We start from the raw sequence: 18,676 nt of genomic DNA, 5'->3' as shown, positions 1-18,676 counted from the left end.
TCAAAACGACAACAACTGCGAGTCAGTTGGGCCGTGGCGTTTCAGTCTTGGCCCAGTCCCGCGGCCGAGGTCTTCTGTCCGGTCACGTTGTTGAGGGCGCGGAGGTCGAAGATGCCGTTGATGTCGGCCGGTTTGGTGATGCCGGCGTCCACGCCGTCCTGGAGCAGTTTCTTGTAGGTTCCGGCGAGCGGGTCCACGGTGAAGACCATGTTCTTCAGCGAGCGGTCGATGACGTCGGCCGGGAGCGTGCTGCCCGCCGTTGCCTTCAGTGCGGCGTTGATGGCGGTGGCCTTGTCGGCAGCGGAGGCGGAGTTGAGCCAATTGACCGAGGCCTGGTGGCCTTGGAGCAGGGCGGTCACCGTCTGGGGGTGTTCAGCGGCGAACTTCTTGCTGACGATCAGGATGGTGGTGGGGAATTGGCCCGGCTTTCCGGTCGTGGAGCCGTCCCACAGGTCCTTCTCATCCACCAGCACCTTGCCGCCGGCCTGGAGCACCAAACGCGAGGCCCACGGTTCAGGCAGCCACGCGCCGTCGAGCTTTCCGTCCTGGAAGAGCTTGAGGGTCTGGGCGTTGTCGGTCGGGTTTATGGCGACGTCGCCACCGCCGTTCGGGTTGGTCTTCAGGCCCTGCTTGGCCAGCCACGCGCGCAGGGCTACGTCCTGGGTACCGCCGAGCTGCGGCGAGGCCAGGGTCTTGCCCTTGAGGTCCGCGGCGCTGTTGACCCCGGGCTTGACCACCAGTTGGGCCCCGCCGGAGGCTGCACCGGCGATGATGCTGATGGATGCGCCCTTGCTTTGGACGAAGGAGTTGATGGCCGGGTTGGGTCCCAGGTACGCGGCGTCGATCGCGCCGGCGTTGAGTGCCTCGATGGCGGCCGGTCCGGCGTTGAAGATCTGGGTGGTGAGCTTGGTGCTGCCCAGCTTGCTGGCGAAGATGCCCTTGCTGACGCCCACAAGCGCCGGGGCGTGGGTGACGTTGCCGAAGTAGCCGAGCCGAAGTTCGGCGGCGGGTGTCGTTGCCGCCGCGGCCTGGGTTTCGTTGTTCTTCGCGACAACCGATGCCACTGCGGCGCCGGCGCCGATCAGTAGGACGAGTCCGACGGCGATCCCGATCTCGAGCGTGCGGCGGCGCTTGGGCTTGGTGCTTTCGCCCGCGACAATGCGCGTGGTGCCCGGGTTCGAAGCGGGCGGCGTGGGTTCTGGGGTCTTTGACATGTTGATCCTTGTGATGCGTTGCGGAAGGGGCAGGGCGGGTTGTCAGTCCCCGCGACATCGCCCATTGCGGGCAGGCAAGGACCAATCCGAAGAGGTCATGGATTCACCATAGGGACTGTCATATTTACCGTTCAACGCCCCGGAAACTCTGGGTCACGCACGTTCATGCAACGTCACAATTCGGGAGGCCCCAACGCAAAAAACCGCAGCTTGTTTCCCCTCCCGCACCCTGAAGGCGGGGTTGAGAAACAAGCTGCGGCTCCGGTGGCCAACAACGTCAGATGACGTAACGTTCGTCCTCGTGGTCGCCCGGGTGGTCCTTCACCAAACCGGCGGCGAGGGTGTTGCCGTCGACCGGATCGATGACGAGGAACGCCCCGGTACGACGGTGGTGCAGGTAGTTTTCCAAGGGCAACGGCGCGGCCAGCCGAAGTTGGGCGTTACCGATGTCGTTCAGCTCAAGGCTGGACGTAGCCTCCACATTGAACGTGGCCAGATCCAGCTTGCCCGTCACGTTTCGGACGAGCGCCTGGACAGTGCGGGTGCCGTGCTTCACGAGCACCTTGGCACCTTCACGCAACGGCTTCGGCGAGAGCCAGGCCAGTGCCGCGTACAGATCGGCCGAGCTTTCGCGCACGGTCCCTGCTGCGGCGATGGTGTCACCGCGTGCGATGTCGATGTCATCCGCCAAGCGGATCGCCACGGACTGCGGAGCAGTGGCCTCAGCCAGCTCGCTGCCGGCGAAGTCAATCCCGGTGACGGTGGTGATCTTGGGCTCGTGGCCCGGGCTCAGGACGGTGACCTCGTCGCCGAGCTTCACGGTCCCTTCCGTGATCTGGCCGGCGTAGGCGCGGTAGTCTCGGTATGCCTCGACGTCGAGCCCTGCGGCGACGGCGTCGGGAGCCAGTGCGCCCTGCGGGCGGATGACCAGCTGGACCGGGAAGCGGAAGCTCTCGAGGTGGCTTTCCAACTCGTCGGCGGCCGGAAGGGTCTCCAAGACCTCGAGTAGTGCCGGGCCGCCGTACCACGGGGTGCGGTCGGAGCGGTCCACCACGTTGTCGCCGTCGAGCGCCGACACAGGGATGACCACGACGTCTGCTATTCCATCGGAACCCAAGCCAAGCTCGCGGGCAACTTTCTGAACGTCCGTCTCGATCTCGCGGAAGACAGACTCGCTGAAGTCCACGAGGTCGATCTTGTTCACGGCAATGATCACGTGCGCCACGCGCAGCAACTGCAACACGGACAAGTGCCGGCGGGTCTGCTCCAGGACTCCCTTGCGGGCGTCAATGAGTACGACGACGGCATCCGCAGTGGACGCGCCGGTCACCGTGTTCTTGGTGTACTGCACGTGGCCGGGGCAATCCGCGAGGATGAAGCTGCGGCGGTCGGTGGCGAAGTAGCGGTAGGCGACGTCGATGGTGATGCCCTGTTCCCGCTCGGCACGAAGGCCGTCGGTCAGGAGGGCGAGGTCGATCGCCTGGCTGCCAGTAGCGCCGGCTCCACCGAAGCCACGGTCCGCCGAGGTGCGGGCCACGGCGTCGAGCTGGTCGGCGAGGATCGCCTTGGAGTCGTGCAGGAGGCGGCCCACGAGGGTGGACTTGCCGTCGTCGACCGATCCGGCGGTGGCGAAGCGGAACAGAGTCCCCACCGGCACCCTAACCTCGCTGCGCTCGGCCAGGGAACCCTGCCGGTGTGGGCCCACGTTGGATTCGGTGATTGAGCTTGTGGAAATCGTGCTCATTAGAAGTAGCCGTCCTTCTTGCGGTCTTCCATGGCTGCCTCGGAGATGCGGTCATCTGCTCGGGTGGCGCCACGTTCGGTGAGGGTGGATGCGGCTACCTCCAGAACAACAGCCGCGACGTCGGCCGCGTCCGAAACAACCGCGCCAGTGCAGGACATGTCCCCTACGGTGCGGTAACGCACCGTCTTGGTGATAACTTCCTCGTGCGGAAGCGGCAGGGAAACCTCACCAACCGCACGCCACATGCCGTCGCGTTCGTAGACTTCACGCTCGTGGGCGTAGTACAGGCCGGGCAGCTCAATGCCTTCGCGCTCGATGTAGCGCCACACGTCCAGCTCGGTCCAGTTGCTGATGGGGAACGCCCGGACGTGCTGGCCCACGGTATGGCGGCCGTTGTAGAGGTTCCACAATTCGGGGCGCTGGTTGCGGGGATCCCACTGACCGAACTCGTCGCGCAGGCTCAAGATGCGCTCCTTGGCACGGGCCTTGTCCTCGTCGCGACGGCCGCCGCCGAAGACGGCGTCGAACTTGTTGCGCTGAATGGCATCCAGCAGGGGCACGGTCTGCAGCGGGTTGCGGGTGCCGTCGGCACGCTCGGCGAGTTCGCCGCGGTCGATGAATTCCTGCACGGAGCCGACCACGAGCTTCAGGCCCAGGCGTTCCACCGTGCGGTCGCGGAATTCGATGACCTCGGGGAAGTTGTGGCCGGTGTCCACGTGCAGCACGGGGAACGGGACCTTGCCGGGCCAGAACGCCTTGGTGGCCAAGTGCAGCATCACCACGGAGTCCTTGCCGCCGGAGAACAGCAGCGCCGGCTTCTCGAACTCGGCGACAACCTCGCGGATGATGTGGATGGCCTCGGACTCAAGGGTGTCGAGGCTGGACAGCCGCTCCCCTGCCACGCGCTGGGCGGCGGCCGGCGTCTCCACAAGGTCCTCTTCCAGCACTGACAGCTCCGTGTCCTCGTTGGTGATTTGGGTGCTCATACGTGTAGTCCGCATTCTGTCTTGTCGGTCCCGGCCCAGCGGCCGGAACGGGGGTCTGCTCCCGGGGCTACTTTCCTGGTGCAGGGCTGGCATCCGATGGACGGGTAGCCCTGGCTGAGAAGCGGGTTGACGGGAAGGATGTTGTCTTCCGAGTACTGGACCAACTGGTCAAAGCTCCAGTCCGCCATCGGGTTGACCTTGACCAGGCCGTTGGCTTCGTCCCAGGTGATCAGTGGGGTGTTGGTCCTGGTGGGGGCCTCGTCGCGGCGCACGCCGGTAAACCAGACTTCGTAGCCGGCGAGGGTCCTGCGCAACGGCTGGACCTTGCGCAGCGCGCAGCACTGGGCGGCGTCCCCGGCGAACAGGTCCTTGCCGAGAAGGCGGTCCTGCTGCTCCACGGTGTTTTCCGGGAGCACGTCCACGATGTTCACCCGCAGGTTAGCAGCGACCTCGTCGCGTGTGGCATGGGTTTCCGGGAAGTGGTAGCCGGTCTCCAGGAACAAGACGTCGACGCCGGGAAACTGGTCCGCGACGAGGGCCGGCAGCACGGCGTCGGCCATGGAGCAAGCCACAGCGACGGCGGGCAGTTCGAAGTTGCGGACTACCCAGGCGATGACGTCACGGGCCGGTGCGTTCCAGCCGAGCTCAGCGGCACCGGATTCGGCCAAGGCCTTGAGTTCGTCGTGGGAACGTTGTTTGACGGTTGTCGTCACTGGAGATCTCCTTCATCGGCAGCATGTGCCCATTCGGCGAAGGTTTGGCCCTCGGCACGGTCGGCCACAAATTTCCGGACCACCCGCTCCACATAATCTGGCAGGTCCTCGACATAAACCTTGAGGCCACGCACGGTGCGTCCGAGGCCGGCTTCTTCGCGGTCGGACGAAGCGAGCCCGCCGCCCAAGTGAACCTGGAAGCCCGGGGTGGGGTCGCCGTCGGGCGTTGGCAGCATCATGCCCTTGAGGCCAATGTCCGCGGTCTGGATGCGGGCGCAGGAGTTGGGGCAGCCGTTGATGTGCAGGGACAGTGCCTGGGGCAGCTGCTTGCTTTCCGTGAGGTCCGCCAAACGGCGTTCCAGTTCGGCAACGGCAGTGGCTGCGGTGACCTTGGTCTCCACGATGGCAAGCTTGCAGAACTCTATGCCGGTGCAGGCGATGGTGCCGCGGCGGAACACGGACGGTCGGGCGGAGAGGCCCAGGAAGTCCAGCTCGGCCACGAGCGGTTCAACCTGCTCCTTGGCGACGTCCAGCACCACAACCTTCTGGTGCGGTGTGGTGCGGAGGCGGAAAGAGCCATGGGCTTCCAGGGTGTCCGCCAGTTTCACGAGCTGGCTTCCGGACAGCCGTCCGGCCAAGGGGGTGGCGCCGATGAAGAACTTGCCGTCCTTCTGTTCGTGGATGCCGACGTGGTCGCCGGGTGTCGAAGGCTTGGGCGCAGCGGGGCCGTCGGCAAGTTTGAAGCCGAGGTATTCGTCTTCAAGGATCTGGCGGAACTTCTCCGGACCCCAGTCGGCCAGGAGGAACTTCAGGCGTGCCTTGGTGCGCATGCGGCGGTAGCCGTAGTCGCGGAAGATGCTGGTGACGCCGAGCCACACTTCGGCGGCTTCCTCGGGCTTCACGAACGCGCCGAGCCGCTTGGCCAGCATGGGGTTGGTGGAGAGTGCGCCGCCCACCCAGAGGTCATAGCCGACGCCGAGTTCCGGGTGGACCATGCCTACCAGGCCGAAGTCGTTGATCTCGTGGACCACGTCTTGCGAAGGGTGGCCGGTGATGGCGGTCTTGTACTTGCGCGGCAGGTTGGCGAGCTCGGGGTCGCCGATGAAGCGCTCCGCGAGTTCGTTGATCAACGGCGTGGGATCGATGATCTCGTCCTTGGCGATGCCGGCCACCGGGGAGCCCAGGATGACACGTGGGACGTCGCCGCAGGCTTCGGTGGTGGACAGGCCGACGGATTCGAGGCGGTGCCAGATTTCCGGCATGTCCTCCACCCGGATCCAGTGAAGCTGGATGTTCTGGCGGTCCGTGAGATCGGCGCTGCCGCGCGCGAAGTCCACGGAAATCTGGCCGATCACACGCAGCTGTTCGGTGGTGAGCGCACCGCCGTCGATCCTTATGCGGAGCATGAAGTACTTGTCTTCAAGCTCGTGCGGCTCAAGCGTGGCGGTCTTGCCGCCGTCGATCCCGGGCTTGCGCTGGGTGTAGAGGCCCCACCAGCGGAAGCGGCCGTGCAGGTCCGTGGCATCGATCGAGTCGAAGCCGTGCTTGGAGTAGACAGACTCGATACGCTCACGGACGTTCAGCCCGTTGTCTTCCTGCTTCCAAGTCTCGTTGGCGTTGAGCGGCGCTGTGCCGTCAACTTTCCATTGGCCGTGGGGTTTCGCGGCAGGACGGGCGGTACGGGCAGGGCGCTTGGGGGCAGCCTCGTCCGTAGACGCTCCGGCTAGAGCTGTATCAGTCATGCATCGACTGTAGGGCTGGCCAGATTTCTCCAACAACGACGCAGAAACGAAGAGTCACCTAGGGAAACATTTCGTCACGAACCGCCGAATGGCCTTGTTCACTTTGCCTTGCTGTGCATTCCGGCCAGGACTGCGTCGTAGCGTTCCAGGGCGATCTCCGCCAGCACCGGAGACGGCAGCAGCGGGGCAGTCACGACGTCGGCTCCTGCCTTGGACAGCTGGTCGTGGAAGTAGCCGGTGGCCAACAAGTATGAGGACACGACGACGCGCCCGGCCGCTTCGCTTGCCGCGCCGCCGGCGAGATCAGCGCGCAGGGCCGCGACGCCGTCGGGCACGTTCGGTTCGGCACTGGCGCCATAGGCGACCCGGACTTTATTGGGCAGCAGCTCGGCGAGCTGGCGCGCCTGCTCCTCCGAATCAACGGAACCGTCCGGCAAGGACGAGCCCGCGGCGGCGAGCAGGACGCCGTCGTCGTCGCCCAAGCCTGAATCGCGCAACCGTGCGGCGAGCAGCTCGGCGAGCCGCGGATCCGGGCCCAGCGGAGGCGCCGCGGACACTTCCGGGCGGCCCTTGATCGCTTGGGGGATGTCCACCTGGACGTGGTAACCGGTGCTGAGCAGCAAGGGAACGACGACGGCGGGCGCGCCTTCCGGGAGACTCGCCACCACGCCGGACAACTCCGGTTCCTGGACGTCGACGTAGGCCTCCACAACGGTCAGTCCGGGCCTCAGGGCCTCGATGTCGGCCATGACTTGGCGGATAGCCGCCTGCCCTTCGACGTTCCGGGTTCCGTGGGCGCACGCGATCAAGACGGGGTTGTTCATGCGTGCAAGCGTAACGTTGGGCGAACAGGATCCCCCGTGCGTGAACGAAGAATGGAGCTGCATTTGTTCACTTTTGACCTTGCGCTGGTTTGGCTGGACCTCGCCGGCGTCTTCTTCTTCGCGGTGTCCGGATCGTTGCTCGCGGCCAAGAAACGGTTCGACATCATCGGCTCGCTTCTCCTGGCTTCGCTCGTGGCCCTGGGCGGCGGCATCATGCGCGACATCATCATCAATGCCGGGCCACCAGCGGCGTTCACCAACCCTGTTTATGTTGTGCCTCCCCTATTGGCTGCGGGGCTGGTGTACTTCCTGTTTTCGAGCATCCAGCGCTTCACCTCCCTCCTGACCCTGTTCGACGCGGGCGGGCTGGCCCTGTTTTGCATTACCGGAACACTCAAGGCGCTGGCTGCCGGGATGAATCCGGTGGCTGCAATGCTGCTGGGCGTCTCCACGGCCGTGGGCGGCGGTTTGCTGCGCGACATCACTGCCAACGAAATCCCCACCCTCTTCAATGCCCGGGATCTCTACGCTCTTCCGGCCTTCACTGGAGCGGCCCTGACGGCAGTGCTCTGGAGCGTGGGGGCCTTTAACGGGATCACCGCTGCCTTGATTGCGGCATGGGTTTTCGCCTTTAGAGTGGTGGCTTGGCGGCGTGGTTGGCGGGTCCCGTTGGCGGTCCGGGGATGGCACCGCAGCGGGGGCCCCTTCGGCGCCGAATCACCCGGCCGCGATTAGCTAGGATGGGAGCATGACTGACATGTTCCTCGAGAAGTTCCGCGCGCTTGTACCGAAGTATCTCGAGGACGAATGGCAGGAAGAAGACGGCCTGAGCGCCTCTGAGCTGGACGAAGCCTTGGCCGCCCACTCGTTCACCATCCCCATGGTCCTGCGCGAGTTTTACCTGGCGATCGGTGGTTGCGAGGACCTCATGGAGGCCTACCACTACTTCTGGGACCCCGAGGAACTCGAAGTGGATGACGAAGGCTTCCTCATGTTCCTTGAGGACGAGGAAGAACAATTCACCTGGGGCTTCCGCGTAGGCGATCTCGGCGTCCCGGATCCCATCGTGTGGCGCCGTAACAACGCCCGAGGCCAGTGGAAATCCGAAGAAGGCACGTTCTCCGAGTTCGTGTTCGACATGTTCGACTGGGCTTTCAGCGACGAAGACTGAGGGTTCTTTTCAGTGGGGGCGGAGCTTCCTCCCCACCTTTGGGCTGCGTTTAGCTCTCGAGGCCCGTGTTTCCGGGGTTGTCCCTCTCAAACCATGGCCAAAACCGGGGAGATTCAGCGGCCTGTCCGTCGGAGAACATGGAGGACCTCGGCCAGGACGGTCTCTCGCTGATACACAATCTGGGAATAGTCGTACCGGAGAACCAGGTAACCCTTGACTGTGCCTGCATTGTTGCGGCGCCGGTCCTTCTTGACCTGCCGAGGCTGCATATGGCTCTCGCCGTCAATCTCCACAATCAGCCTTCCCTCCAGCAAAAAGTCCACAATTCCGATTCCTGACAATTCGACCTGCGTCTCGGTACGGATGCCGGCTTGTCGGAAAAGAATCCGCGCCACGACTTCGATGGGAGAATCAGCCGAGCCATCGACCTGTGAAAGCACCTTTCTGGCCGCGCCGTTCCGGTTGCCGGGCAGCCTCTCACGGAGGTAAGCAAGATTGGTCCGGCCCTGGAGCAAGGCGCTTTCCACCATAATGGCTGCCTCAATTTCAGACCGGCAACGGAGGGCGTGCAGCAGAGTATCCGTCAGGCTGGCGACCGGGCGGATGTGCGGTGTCTCCACCACAGATTCGCGGTGCATCACGAAGTCCTTGGCGTTGCCGTGCCTGCACTGCAAATGGAGGACCGGAGGTTCGCGCAGCACCCAGATGCCATTGTGCCTGGCCCCGGATGCGCATGTCAGCAACCCATTGGCGATGAGGGCCGCGACGATATCCTCTTGGGCGATCGGCAACGCCAGGACTCCGTGGCGTCGCCGGACGACTATGCCCCCAACAACCGCAGCTCGGATAGCCCGGTCCGAATAGCCTGCCCGTTTGACTGTGGCAGTCCTCGCAGCCGAGCCAGCGTAGTTCAGGAATCCAACCAGGTCCATGGATCAACCTCAGCAGTGTGGCGATGACGTTGAAAAGACCGCAGTTTAGCTATGTGGATATCGGGCAAACGAGGAAACCGGGCGAAACTCCCCTGTTTTGGCCGAGTTTCCGGAGTCCGACGCCGAGAATCCAAGCCCTTGTCTTTACCGGAGCCTCAATGGTGGGGAATCTGCGACATCAAGACCCTTGGCCAATATTCCAAAAACTTTTGACCAGGAAAGTTGCAGTCGTGACAAGGCTGTCATATGCTGTAAACGGATTCACTAAATGCCTCCGGTGAGTCTGATGCGAACGGAGATTATGGTCCCGGTTCGTTGCAACGCGTGACTCGTAGCGTTGCAAAGAACCGGGGCCATTGCATTTAAGCGCCTCCCCCGCCCCGCCCAACTAGCTCGCATTTGTTGTCGTTTTGGCGCGTTTTAACGACAACAAATGCGAGTTACTTGGGGTTCTAGCTGGCGCGTTCCACAACGGCGTGGGCGAAGTTCGTGAGCGACTCCTTGACCACACCTTCGGGCAACGGCTTCAACGCCTCGATCGCTTCCGCGGCCCACTGACGCGCGATGACCCAGGACTCCGCGGTGACGGGGTGCTCGCGCAGCCTTGCCACAGCTTCTGCCAAGGCCTCGTCGGAGGTGAGGTCGCCGTCAACCAGCTTCAAGAGTTCGACGGCGGAGTGGTCACCATTGTCGGCGGCCTTGCGGAGCAGGAGGACCGGCAGAGTCGGAACCCCTTCGCGAAGGTCCGTTCCCGGGGACTTGCCGGACTTGACCTTGACGCCGGTGACGTCGATGACATCATCAGCCAGCTGGAAGGCCACTCCCACTTTCTCGCCGTATTCCACCAGTACGTCCTCGAAGGCTTCGTCTGCACCAGCGAAGATAGCCCCGAGCTGGCCGGACGCGGCAACCAGGGAGCCCGTCTTGTCGGCGATGACAGACAGGTAATGCTCCACCGCGTCTTCGCCTTCACGAGGGCCGACGGTTTCGTGCAGTTGGCCCAGGCACAAGCGTTCAAAAGTGCGGGCCTGGATTCCCAAGGCACGCGAGCCCAGCTCGGACACCAGGATCGAGGCCCGGGCAAAGATCAAATCGCCGGTGAGGATGGCCACCGAGTTGCCCCAGACTTCGTGGGCCGTGGGGGCTCCGCGGCGGTAGGGGGCGGAATCCATCACGTCGTCGTGGTAGAGGGTTGCAAGGTGCGTCAGTTCAACCACGACGGCGGCCTGGACCACTTCCGGACGGGATGCGTCCCCGAGGTGGGCGCACAAGAGAGTCAGAAGCGGGCGAATGCGCTTTCCACCGGCTTCCACCAGGTGACGCGACGTTGCATCAGCCAGGGGATCCGAATTGGCAATGGCTTCACGGAGCTTCTTTTCCACGCGGGCAAGGTTGGTGGTGATGGCAGGACCCAGCTCCATATCCTTGGCGATAGCGGCAAAACCGGCAGGAAGCTGCAGGCCAGTGGCTATCGCGGTGGTGGTGGGAGCAGGTTCGACAGTGTCCGGCAGGCCGTGGCCTGCATGCGTCCAACTGTGTTCGGCAGAGTGAGTCACGGGTTAACCCTAACTTTTCGCAGTGGAAAGCGTTGATTCGGTGCCGCCGCGGGTGGAAGCGGCGTGGGACATGGTGTTGGACGTGGCGGGGACCAGCATCTCAAGGACGCGGATTGCGCGGTCCTCGAAACCCTTGGCGGACGAATCCGTGAGGTTGGCGAGCATTCTCACCACAAAGCGCATCAGCACAGGGATGGGCATGCCCGTCCGCAGTGCGAGTTTCATCACGGCGGGCTTGCCGATGAGCGCAGCAAAGACGCGGCCCAGGGTGAAGTGTGAACCCCACTGGTCCCGCACGTAGTCCGCGTAGCGCGAAAGGTGCGCATCGGCGGCTCTGGAAGTCTCCGTGCCGGATCCCCATCCCGCTGAACGCGAACGCGAGGATGCGTCGATGATGAACTCGGCCGCAAAGCGGGCGGACTCCATGGCGTAGGAAATGCCTTCGCCGTTGAAGGGGGACACCATTCCGCCGGCGTCGCCCAGGAGCATGAGCCCGGGCGAGTAGTGCGGGGTCCGGTTGAAGCCCATGGGCAGGGCTGCGCCGCGGATCTCGCCCACCTGGTTTTCGGGGGTGAAGCCCCATTCGGACGGCATCCCGGCGGTCCATTCGCGGAGAACCTGCTTGTAATCGAGCTTGCCGAATTCCTTGGACGAGTTCAGGATTCCGAGGCCAACGTTGGACGTGCCGTCGCCGACGCCGAACACCCAACCGTAGCCGGGCAGCGGCTTGCCGGACTTGCCCGGAAGCTCGAGCCAGCCTTCCATCCAATCGTCTTCGTGGCGCGGAGACGTGAAGTAGGTGCGCACTGCGACGCCGAGTGGTCGGTCATCGCGCTTGTGCATGCCGAGTGAAACGGCAGTGCGCGTGGAGTTACCGTCCGCGGCTAGTACGACGTCGGCGTGAAAGTCCCGCGTTTCGCCCGTCTTCCGCCCGGATTCGTCGAGCAGCGCGGCCCGGGCGCCGATGACGCGCCCGGATTCGTCGCGCAGAGCTTCGGTAACGCTGTGGCGTTCGAGCACGACGGCGCCCGCCGCCTGGGCGTGCCGGGCCAGTTCCTCGTCGAACCCGAGGCGCGTGCGGATGAGTCCATAGGTGGGAAAGTCGGCGACTTCGGGCCAGGGCAACTCAATGGTCCGGCCGCCGGCGATCAGTCGGAGTCCTTTGTTGCGGCGCCAGCCTTCGTTCTCGGCATGCGGGAGTCCGAGTTTTTGGATTTCGCGGACCGCACGGGGCGTGAGCCCGTCGCCACACACCTTTTCGCGCGGGAAGCTGGTCTTTTCCAGCACCGTCACTGAAATTCCAGCCTGGGCAAGGTAGTAAGCGGCGGTGGACCCGGCTGGCCCTGCGCCGACTATCAGTACGTTCACAGTGTCCTTGTTAATAAGCCGGTCAACGGGACTGTTCGCCGGCTTGGCGGCGCGGCTTGATCTGGCGGCGCAGCTTGGCCACGGGGACGCTTTCGCGGTGTTCGGAAGGCTTTTGGGCCCGGTGTACCGCCACGATGCCACCGCTCAGGTTGCGATAGTTCACGTTCGTCCAGCCGGCTTCCTGCAGCCACGCGGCCAAGTGGTCCTGGTCTGGCCAAGCGCGAATGGACTCGGCAAGATACACGTACGCGTCCGGGTTGGAGGAGACCTTGGTGGCGATGGCGGGCAGGGCGCGCATGAGGTATTCGGTGTACATGGTCCGCCAGAGGGGCACCACGGGGGCCGAGAACTCTGCGATGACCAGGCGTCCGCCGGGCTTGGTGACGCGGAGCATCTCGGCGAGTGCCTTATGTGGTTCGTTGACGTTGCGAAGGCCGAAGGAAATGGTGCACGCATCGAAGGAGTTGTCTGCGAACGGGAGCTTGGTGGCGTCTCCGGCAACGAAGTTGATGTCCGGCCGGCGGCGCTTGCCCACCTTCAGCATCCCCAAGGAGAAATCGCAGGCCACAACGTCTACGCCGGCGTCGGCGTAGGGTTCGCTGGAAGTACCGGTACCGGCGGCAAGGTCCAGGACCCTTTGGCCAACCCGGACATCCATCGCATCCACGACCACTCGGCGCCAACGCCTGGTCTGCCCCATGGACAGGACATCGTTGACGACGTCGTATTTGGGGGCGACATCATCAAACATCGTCGCAACTTCGTCCGGACGCTTTTCCAAGGATGCTCGGTTCACCCTGCAATTGTCTCAGACAAATTTGGGAAGAACTTCGGGCGCTCCATTCCTGGCGCACGGTTCCGCCCGCGGCTGAGCCGGGTTTCCGTTCTGGCCGACGCGGTTCGTGTGGCCCGCGGGAGTAATGTTGTTCCATCATGACGAGTACGCTCCGCACCTTGACAGTCCCCCTCGATGTTGATTCATCCTCCGGGGGGCTGCCGTCGTTTCTGGTCCGGGACGACGTCCTGTGCTGGTCCCGCCGCGAGAACGGACTGGTGGGCTTTGGCGAACTTGCGCGCTTCACGGCTTCCGGTCCTGATCGCTTCCTTGAAGCCGACATCTGGTGGCGCCATCTCGTCATTGAAGCCGACATCACAGATCCCCTCGAGCTCCCCGGCACCGGCCCCGTGGCCTTCGGCTCCTTTGCCTTCTCCAAGACGTCGGCTTTTGAATCGCGCCTGATCCTTCCGGAAATTGTGGTCGGGATCCGGGATGGGCAGTCATGGCTTACCCAGTTGACGCTCGACGACGTCGAACTCACCGAGGCGGGCGCCCTCGCCGCGCTGGCGGGGTGGCTGAGCCCGGCAGGAGGCTCCGACGTCGCGCACCCAACTGACTCGCAGTTGTTGTCGTTTAGCGGGCTCATAACGACAACAACTGCGAGTCAGTTGGGTGATGGGAAGGTCACGCTCGAGAGCGGTTCCCTGAGCGAGACTGACTGGAAGCAGGCCGTCGCCGACGGCGTCGCGGAAATCCGGACGGGAAAGCTGGAGAAGCTGGTCTTGGCGCGGGATGTCGTGGCAACGTTGCCCGACGGCGTCAACGCCTCCCAAGTGCTCCGCCAGCTGGCCAGCCGATACCGCGAATGCTGGACATACGGCGTCGACGGCTTGGTGGGCGCGACGCCGGAAATGCTCATCCAGGTGGAGGGCCGGACGGCGCAGGCGCGGGTCCTGGCCGGAACGTTGGATCGGCGCGACGCGGAGGGAATGGCCGGTTCCCCGATGGAATACGCTGAACGCGTGCTGGCCGGCTCGGAGAAACAACGGCATGAGCACGAGATTGCCATTCAATCGTTGACTACGCAGCTGGCGCCCTTTTCCGAAGCCATGAACGCCCACAGCGAGCCGTTCATCCTGGAACTGCCCAATGTGTGGCACCTAGCCTCGGACGTGAAGGCCGAGCTCGCCGATATTGAGGGACATGTCCCTACGTGTCTGGCCCTGATCAACGCCCTCCACCCCACGGCCGCCGTGTGTGGGACGCCTACTTTGGTGGCCGGGGAGCTGATCCGGGAGCTTGAGCACATGGACCGCGGACCGTACGCGGGGCCGGTCGGATGGCTCGACGCCGCGGGCAACGGTGAGTGGGGCATCGCCCTGCGCGGCGCGATCATCGAGAGCCCAACCACCGTGCGCCTCTATGCGGGCTGCGGGATCGTTGAGGGTTCCGTTCCCGAGGCCGAGCTGGCAGAGACCTGGGCCAAATTCCGGCCGATGCTTGAGTCGCTCGGCATCAACCGCTAGCCCGCGTCTGAAGTTCCAATCCTCACCTCCGCCTCTGCAGCTTGGCTCCCGACTGTCTGGGGGGCCAGACAACAGCAAGAGCGGGGGTCTTGATTTTTTACTTGCTAGGTTATCCAATAGTAAAACTTAGTTTTCTGTGACGCACATCTCATCTTCGGCGATACACTATGAACCGATTAGTTTCGCATCCACTGCAACAAAAGGTAAGAAAATGCAGAAATCCCGCTCGCTTCCTGTCAGTTCGACGCTCAAAGCTGCAACCATCATCGCAATCGGCGCGCTGGCCCTCACCGCCTGCACCAACGCCTCGGAGGCAGGACCGTCGAGTGCAGCTTCGCCTTCCGGTAGCGCGAATGCGAGCTTCGACCCCACCACCATCACCAAGGACGACACCCTGGCAGCTTTGGTCCCCGCCGCCATCAAGTCCAAGGGCACTCTGACAGTCGGCTCGGACACGAGCTACGCGCCCGCGGAGTTCCTCGGAACCGACGGCCAGACCCCTGTGGGTTACGACGTCGACATCGCCAAAGCGATCGGCGCCACCCTCGGCCTGAAGGTCCAGGTGCAGACCGCCGAATTCACGGGCATCCTCCCTGCCCTCGGCCCCAAGTACGATCTCGGCATTTCCTCCTTCACCATCAACCCGGAGCGACTCGGCGCTGTCAACATGGTCAGCTACTTCAACGCCGGCACCGCTTGGGCCGTCCAGAAGGGCAACCCGAAGAAGTTCTCGCTGGATGACATCTGTGGCAAGTCGATCGGCGTGCAGACCGGAACCGTCCAGGAAGATCCGGACCTCTCCGGCCGCAACAAGAAGTGTGCAGCCGACGGCAAGCCGGCCATCAACATTGTCACGTTGAAGAACCAGACCGACGTCACCACGCGTCTGGTCAACGGCAGTATCGATGCGATGGCAGCGGACTCCCCTATCATCGGATACGCCCTGACCCAGACCAACGGCCAGCTCGAGAGGCTCGGTGACGTTTACGACGCCGCTCCCCAGGGCATCGCCGTCGCGAAGTCGGACACTGCCCTCGCCGATCTCATCCAGAAGACCCTCACTAAGCTGATGTCCGACGGCTCCTACAAGAAGATCCTCAGCGGTTGGGGCAACGCCGAAGGCGCGATCACCACATCCGAAGTCAACCCGGCGGTTAAATCTTGAGTATTCCGGACACCGACAATAAATCAGGTGCACAGATGGATCATCATCAGCAAGGCCGCGTAGCACCGGTATTGAATGATGCGGTGCCGGTCAGGCATCCCGGCCGGTGGATCAGCGCGGTCATCATCGTTGGCATCCTCGTGCTGATGGTGCAAAGCGTGATCACCAACCACAACTTCCGTTGGGACGTGGTGGGGACCTACATCCTGGACGTGAAAGTCGTCCAGGGCGTCGGCTGGACCCTGCTTCTCACGGTAGCCTCGATGGTCCTGGCGATCGTCCTGGCCATCCTCCTGGCCGTCATGCGCCAATCCGACAACCCGGTACTGCGCTACACGAGCTGGGCCTGGGTCTGGTTCTTCCGCGGCACCCCGGTATACACACAGCTGGTCTTCTGGGGCCTGATCGCCGTCCTCTACCCCAAAATCAGCGCAGGAATCCCGTTCGGCCCCGAGCTGTTCAGCATGGACACCAGCACCGTCATCACCGCACTGGTAGCGGCCATTCTGGGACTTGGCCTCAACGAATCCGCATACCTCGCCGAAATCTTCCGGGCCGGCCTGAAATCCGTGGACAAGGGACAAACCGAAGCAGCCGAAGCCCTGGGCATGGGCAAAGGCAAAATCATGTGGCGGATCATCCTGCCCCAGGCAATGCGCATCATCGTCCCGCCCACCGGCAACGAAACCATCGGCATGCTCAAAACCACCTCCCTGGTCCTGGCCGTCCCCTTCACCCTGGACCTGACCTTCGCCACCAACGCCCTGGCCAACCGGATCTATCTCCCGGTGCCGCTGCTGATCGTGGCAGCCATCTGGTACCTGGTCATCACCAGCCTGCTGATGGTCGGCCAACACTACATCGAGGCCTACTACGGCAAGGGCGTGGACACCAACCTCGCCCCGGCCCTCATCAACCCCGCAGCCGCGAAGGCCGCCGCGGCAGTGGCACCCAGCGCCGAAGCAGAACCGTCCTTGCGGATGGACTTCCCCGAGGACGAGACAAAATGACGAGCACCACCCAGAAACCACTGGTACGCATCGAAGGCCTCCACAAATACTTCGGCCCCCACCACGTCCTCCGCGGCATCGACCTGACCGTCAACCAAGGCGAAGTCTCCGTTGTCATCGGCCCCTCGGGATCAGGCAAATCCACCATGCTCCGCTGCGTGAACCTCCTGGAAACCATCAGCGCAGGACGCATCTCCGTCGGCGAGCAACTCATCGGCTACCGCGAAGTCAACGGCCGCCTCCACGACCTGAAAACCAAGGAAATCTCCGCCCAACGCCGGGAAATCGGCATGGTCTTCCAACGCTTCAACCTATTCCCCCACAAAACCGCCCTCTACAACGTCATGGAAGCACCAATACAAGTCAAGGGCAAAGCCAAGGGTGCCGCCAAGAAAGACGCCCTCGAACTCCTGGACCGGGTAGGCCTGGCAGACCGCGCCAACCACTACCCCGGACAACTCTCCGGCGGCCAACAACAACGCGTCGCGATCGCCCGCGCCCTGGCCATGGAACCCGAACTCATGCTCTTCGACGAACCCACCTCAGCCCTGGACCCCGAACTCGTCGGCGACGTACTCAACGTCATGAAAGACCTCGCCAAATCCGGCATGACCATGATCGTGGTCACCCACGAAATCGGCTTCGCCCGCGAAGTCGGCGACACCCTGACCTTCATGGACGGAGGCATCGTCGTGGAAACCGGCGACCCCCGCGAAATCATCACAAACCCCCAACACGCACGCACCAAAGAATTCCTCAGCCGCGTACTCTAACCCCCTATCGACGCGTGAACGGACAATCGCTGCGCAGACGGGCCGATGACACTCACATCCGAGTGTCATCGGCCCGTTTGCTTGTCACGGACACATTTGGGTGTCCTGCAGAGGACCGACGGCGGAGCGGTACCCCTGCGTCGAGCAGTATTCGTTCCAGCCGGCCTGGACTGTTGAGTTCATTCCAGACCCACCGAGCCACATTTCTGCCCGTGGCCCGGATCCGATCCTCGCGAACTTTCTCCTCATACACCACATCCGACGGCGTCCGGCCACGCAGATACTCCGGTTTGAGGTATTTCTCCCGGCCATCGAATTCGCCGACAACTCTGGTCTCCTCCCAGTAGAAATCCGTGGTGGCGATGGTGACACCACCGTTCCTAACCCTGTATTGCAGCACCGGTGGGGCAAAGCCGGCAACGTGGATCAGCCCGCGGCTGTAGGATTCCCCCGGCGAGCTGGACAGCGGATCGGCGAAATCGACTACCGCCCTGATTCGCCGAGCCGCCGCCTGTGAATACGTCCCGTCGATGCCAGCCAACAGTTCCCCCTTCGAGACCGCCGGCACACCCCGCACTACGTCCGGCTTCAACACATGGTCGATGGGCACCACAGCTTCCGAAAAGGGGACCGTTGCCGCGATATCGAGGACGGTGCGGACCCTGCCCGTGATGAGAAAACCCTCCAACTGTTCACTGTTGTGGGCTTGTTCAGGTACGTAGTGCCGACGGACTCCTGCGCGCGACCGACCGCCGGCCGAAAATGCGGTGAGTGCGTGGACTGGCTGTTTCCGAAGGATGACCGGTATCCCGCCAATTGTCGCCGCTGAATGATGCGAAAACGCGATGGGCGAAGTGAACGTTTCTGCCGCGGCCTCGACTCTAAGCCTGTACTGTTCCCAAGGCTTTAGGTCATTCCAGCGAGCTGCCTCGACGTACACACCATGCCGGATGCGGACAAGCTTCCCTGAACGGGCCTGCGCGGACAATGCTCGGGTAGTCAGACCGATCCTGGACAGGTCCTTCGCCAAAATCAGCCGCGGAAGTGGGTTCATTCATCCACGATCGCAGCCCACCTCGGGCCAGACGAGGCACTTTCTGCCGTATGTGGACAACTGCTGACGACGCTCATATCGACCCACGACACAGGCACAGACGGGCGACACTTGTATCCG

At 63.4% G+C, this 18,676-nt stretch carries 17 protein-coding genes; 6 read left to right on the top strand and 11 right to left on the bottom strand.

Translation table 11 applies throughout. The features are described from left to right. Window positions 1-41 precede the first annotated feature (41 nt). The 6 genes from ABD884_RS02695 to ABD884_RS02670 all read right to left on the bottom strand — a co-directional run bounded on the left by ABD884_RS02695 (window position 42) and on the right by ABD884_RS02670 (window position 7,223). Window positions 42-1,214, bottom strand: a complete 1,173-nt coding sequence (locus tag ABD884_RS02695) for an ABC transporter substrate-binding protein (protein WP_345035669.1) — start codon at window positions 1,212-1,214, stop codon at window positions 42-44. A gap of 277 nt (window positions 1,215-1,491) precedes the next feature. Beyond that, window positions 1,492-2,958 carry a sulfate adenylyltransferase subunit 1 gene (locus tag ABD884_RS02690; protein ID WP_345035661.1) on the bottom strand — a complete coding sequence of 489 codons (1,467 nt, stop codon included), beginning with the start codon at window positions 2,956-2,958 and terminating at the stop codon, window positions 1,492-1,494. Next, window positions 2,958-3,944, bottom strand: a complete 987-nt coding sequence (cysD, locus tag ABD884_RS02685) for a sulfate adenylyltransferase subunit CysD (RefSeq protein WP_028265229.1) — start codon at window positions 3,942-3,944, stop codon at window positions 2,958-2,960. Before cysD ends, ABD884_RS02690 begins: the two co-directional genes overlap by 1 nt. Next, a complete protein-coding gene (locus ABD884_RS02680) occupies window positions 3,941-4,657 on the bottom strand; it encodes a phosphoadenylyl-sulfate reductase (protein WP_345035655.1) in 717 nt (238 codons plus the stop codon). Before ABD884_RS02680 ends, cysD begins: the two co-directional genes overlap by 4 nt. Next, a complete protein-coding gene (locus tag ABD884_RS02675; RefSeq protein WP_345035651.1) occupies window positions 4,654-6,399 on the bottom strand; it encodes a nitrite/sulfite reductase in 1,746 nt (581 codons plus the stop codon). Before ABD884_RS02675 ends, ABD884_RS02680 begins: the two co-directional genes overlap by 4 nt. A 98-nt stretch (window positions 6,400-6,497) precedes the next feature. Next, window positions 6,498-7,223 (bottom strand): sirohydrochlorin chelatase, encoded by a 726-nt coding sequence (locus tag ABD884_RS02670; protein WP_345035645.1) that lies wholly within the window; start codon window positions 7,221-7,223, stop codon window positions 6,498-6,500. A 51-nt stretch (window positions 7,224-7,274) separates the two neighbouring features. On the opposite strand from ABD884_RS02670, the gene ABD884_RS02665 reads away from it, so the two are divergent. Both ABD884_RS02665 and ABD884_RS02660 read left to right on the top strand, forming a co-directional pair. Continuing rightward, entirely contained in the window at window positions 7,275-7,958 is a 684-nt protein-coding gene (locus tag ABD884_RS02665; protein ID WP_345054455.1) for a trimeric intracellular cation channel family protein, read from the top strand. Between the two features lie 13 nt (window positions 7,959-7,971). Further along, window positions 7,972-8,394, top strand: a complete 423-nt coding sequence (locus ABD884_RS02660; RefSeq protein WP_345035642.1) for a hypothetical protein — start codon at window positions 7,972-7,974, stop codon at window positions 8,392-8,394. Window positions 8,395-8,507: 113 nt separating this feature from the next. Here the strand turns inward: ABD884_RS02660 and ABD884_RS02655 are convergent, their stop codons facing one another. From ABD884_RS02655 to ABD884_RS02640, 4 genes are all read right to left on the bottom strand, one after another. After that, window positions 8,508-9,326, bottom strand: coding sequence for an endonuclease domain-containing protein (locus tag ABD884_RS02655; protein ID WP_345035641.1), 819 nt, complete (start codon window positions 9,324-9,326; stop codon window positions 8,508-8,510). Between the two features lie 452 nt (window positions 9,327-9,778). Continuing rightward, window positions 9,779-10,882 (bottom strand): polyprenyl synthetase family protein, encoded by a 1,104-nt coding sequence (locus tag ABD884_RS02650; protein WP_345035639.1) that lies wholly within the window; start codon window positions 10,880-10,882, stop codon window positions 9,779-9,781. Window positions 10,883-10,891: 9 nt separating this feature from the next. Beyond that, window positions 10,892-12,250, bottom strand: a complete 1,359-nt coding sequence (locus ABD884_RS02645; RefSeq protein ID WP_345035635.1) for a geranylgeranyl reductase family protein — start codon at window positions 12,248-12,250, stop codon at window positions 10,892-10,894. Window positions 12,251-12,272: 22 nt separating this feature from the next. Continuing rightward, on the bottom strand, window positions 12,273-13,046 hold the full coding sequence (locus ABD884_RS02640; protein ID WP_028265238.1) for a demethylmenaquinone methyltransferase: 774 nt from the start codon (window positions 13,044-13,046) through the stop codon (window positions 12,273-12,275). Between the two features lie 137 nt (window positions 13,047-13,183). On the opposite strand from ABD884_RS02640, the gene ABD884_RS02635 reads away from it, so the two are divergent. The 4 genes from ABD884_RS02635 to ABD884_RS02620 all read left to right on the top strand — a co-directional run bounded on the left by ABD884_RS02635 (window position 13,184) and on the right by ABD884_RS02620 (window position 17,502). Then, complete coding sequence (locus ABD884_RS02635; protein WP_345035629.1) at window positions 13,184-14,554, top strand: isochorismate synthase; 1,371 nt, start codon at window positions 13,184-13,186, stop codon at window positions 14,552-14,554. Between the two features lie 211 nt (window positions 14,555-14,765). Beyond that, complete coding sequence (locus ABD884_RS02630; RefSeq protein ID WP_345035625.1) at window positions 14,766-15,719, top strand: ABC transporter substrate-binding protein; 954 nt, start codon at window positions 14,766-14,768, stop codon at window positions 15,717-15,719. Between the two features lie 35 nt (window positions 15,720-15,754). Then, complete coding sequence (locus ABD884_RS02625) at window positions 15,755-16,729, top strand: amino acid ABC transporter permease (protein ID WP_345035620.1); 975 nt, start codon at window positions 15,755-15,757, stop codon at window positions 16,727-16,729. Further along, window positions 16,726-17,502, top strand: coding sequence for an amino acid ABC transporter ATP-binding protein (locus ABD884_RS02620; RefSeq protein WP_345035613.1), 777 nt, complete (start codon window positions 16,726-16,728; stop codon window positions 17,500-17,502). The genes ABD884_RS02625 and ABD884_RS02620 overlap by 4 nt, the downstream gene beginning before the upstream one ends. A 52-nt stretch (window positions 17,503-17,554) precedes the next feature. Here ABD884_RS02620 and ABD884_RS02615 read toward each other — a convergent pair whose 3' ends face one another. Next, window positions 17,555-18,556 carry a type IV toxin-antitoxin system AbiEi family antitoxin domain-containing protein gene (locus ABD884_RS02615; RefSeq protein WP_345035606.1) on the bottom strand — a complete coding sequence of 334 codons (1,002 nt, stop codon included), beginning with the start codon at window positions 18,554-18,556 and terminating at the stop codon, window positions 17,555-17,557. Window positions 18,557-18,676 lie beyond the last annotated feature (120 nt).

The sequence above is a fragment of the Arthrobacter methylotrophus genome, from assembly GCF_039539965.1.
Lineage (GTDB): Bacteria > Actinomycetota > Actinomycetes > Actinomycetales > Micrococcaceae > Arthrobacter > Arthrobacter methylotrophus.
Note: the sequence above shows the minus strand (reverse complement) of the source record. Positions and strands in the feature narration are given on the sequence as shown.

Excerpts from the sequence above, each read along its gene's own strand:
- ABD884_RS02695 (WP_345035669.1), bottom strand. The coding sequence starts at position 1,214 with ATGTCAAAGACCCCAGAACCCACGCCGCCCGCTTCGAACCCGGGCACC.
- ABD884_RS02690 (WP_345035661.1), bottom strand. The coding sequence starts at position 2,958 with ATGAGCACGATTTCCACAAGCTCAATCACCGAATCCAACGTGGGCCCA.
- cysD (WP_028265229.1), bottom strand. The coding sequence starts at position 3,944 with ATGAGCACCCAAATCACCAACGAGGACACGGAGCTGTCAGTGCTGGAA.
- ABD884_RS02675 (WP_345035651.1), bottom strand. The coding sequence starts at position 6,399 with ATGACTGATACAGCTCTAGCCGGAGCGTCTACGGACGAGGCTGCCCCC.
- ABD884_RS02670 (WP_345035645.1), bottom strand. The coding sequence starts at position 7,223 with ATGAACAACCCCGTCTTGATCGCGTGCGCCCACGGAACCCGGAACGTC.
- ABD884_RS02665 (WP_345054455.1), top strand. The coding sequence starts at position 7,275 with ATGGAGCTGCATTTGTTCACTTTTGACCTTGCGCTGGTTTGGCTGGAC.
- ABD884_RS02660 (WP_345035642.1), top strand. The coding sequence starts at position 7,972 with ATGACTGACATGTTCCTCGAGAAGTTCCGCGCGCTTGTACCGAAGTAT.
- ABD884_RS02655 (WP_345035641.1), bottom strand. The coding sequence starts at position 9,326 with ATGGACCTGGTTGGATTCCTGAACTACGCTGGCTCGGCTGCGAGGACT.
- ABD884_RS02635 (WP_345035629.1), top strand. The coding sequence starts at position 13,184 with ATGACGAGTACGCTCCGCACCTTGACAGTCCCCCTCGATGTTGATTCA.
- ABD884_RS02630 (WP_345035625.1), top strand. The coding sequence starts at position 14,766 with ATGCAGAAATCCCGCTCGCTTCCTGTCAGTTCGACGCTCAAAGCTGCA.
- ABD884_RS02625 (WP_345035620.1), top strand. The coding sequence starts at position 15,755 with ATGGATCATCATCAGCAAGGCCGCGTAGCACCGGTATTGAATGATGCG.
- ABD884_RS02620 (WP_345035613.1), top strand. The coding sequence starts at position 16,726 with ATGACGAGCACCACCCAGAAACCACTGGTACGCATCGAAGGCCTCCAC.
- ABD884_RS02615 (WP_345035606.1), bottom strand. The coding sequence starts at position 18,556 with ATGAACCCACTTCCGCGGCTGATTTTGGCGAAGGACCTGTCCAGGATC.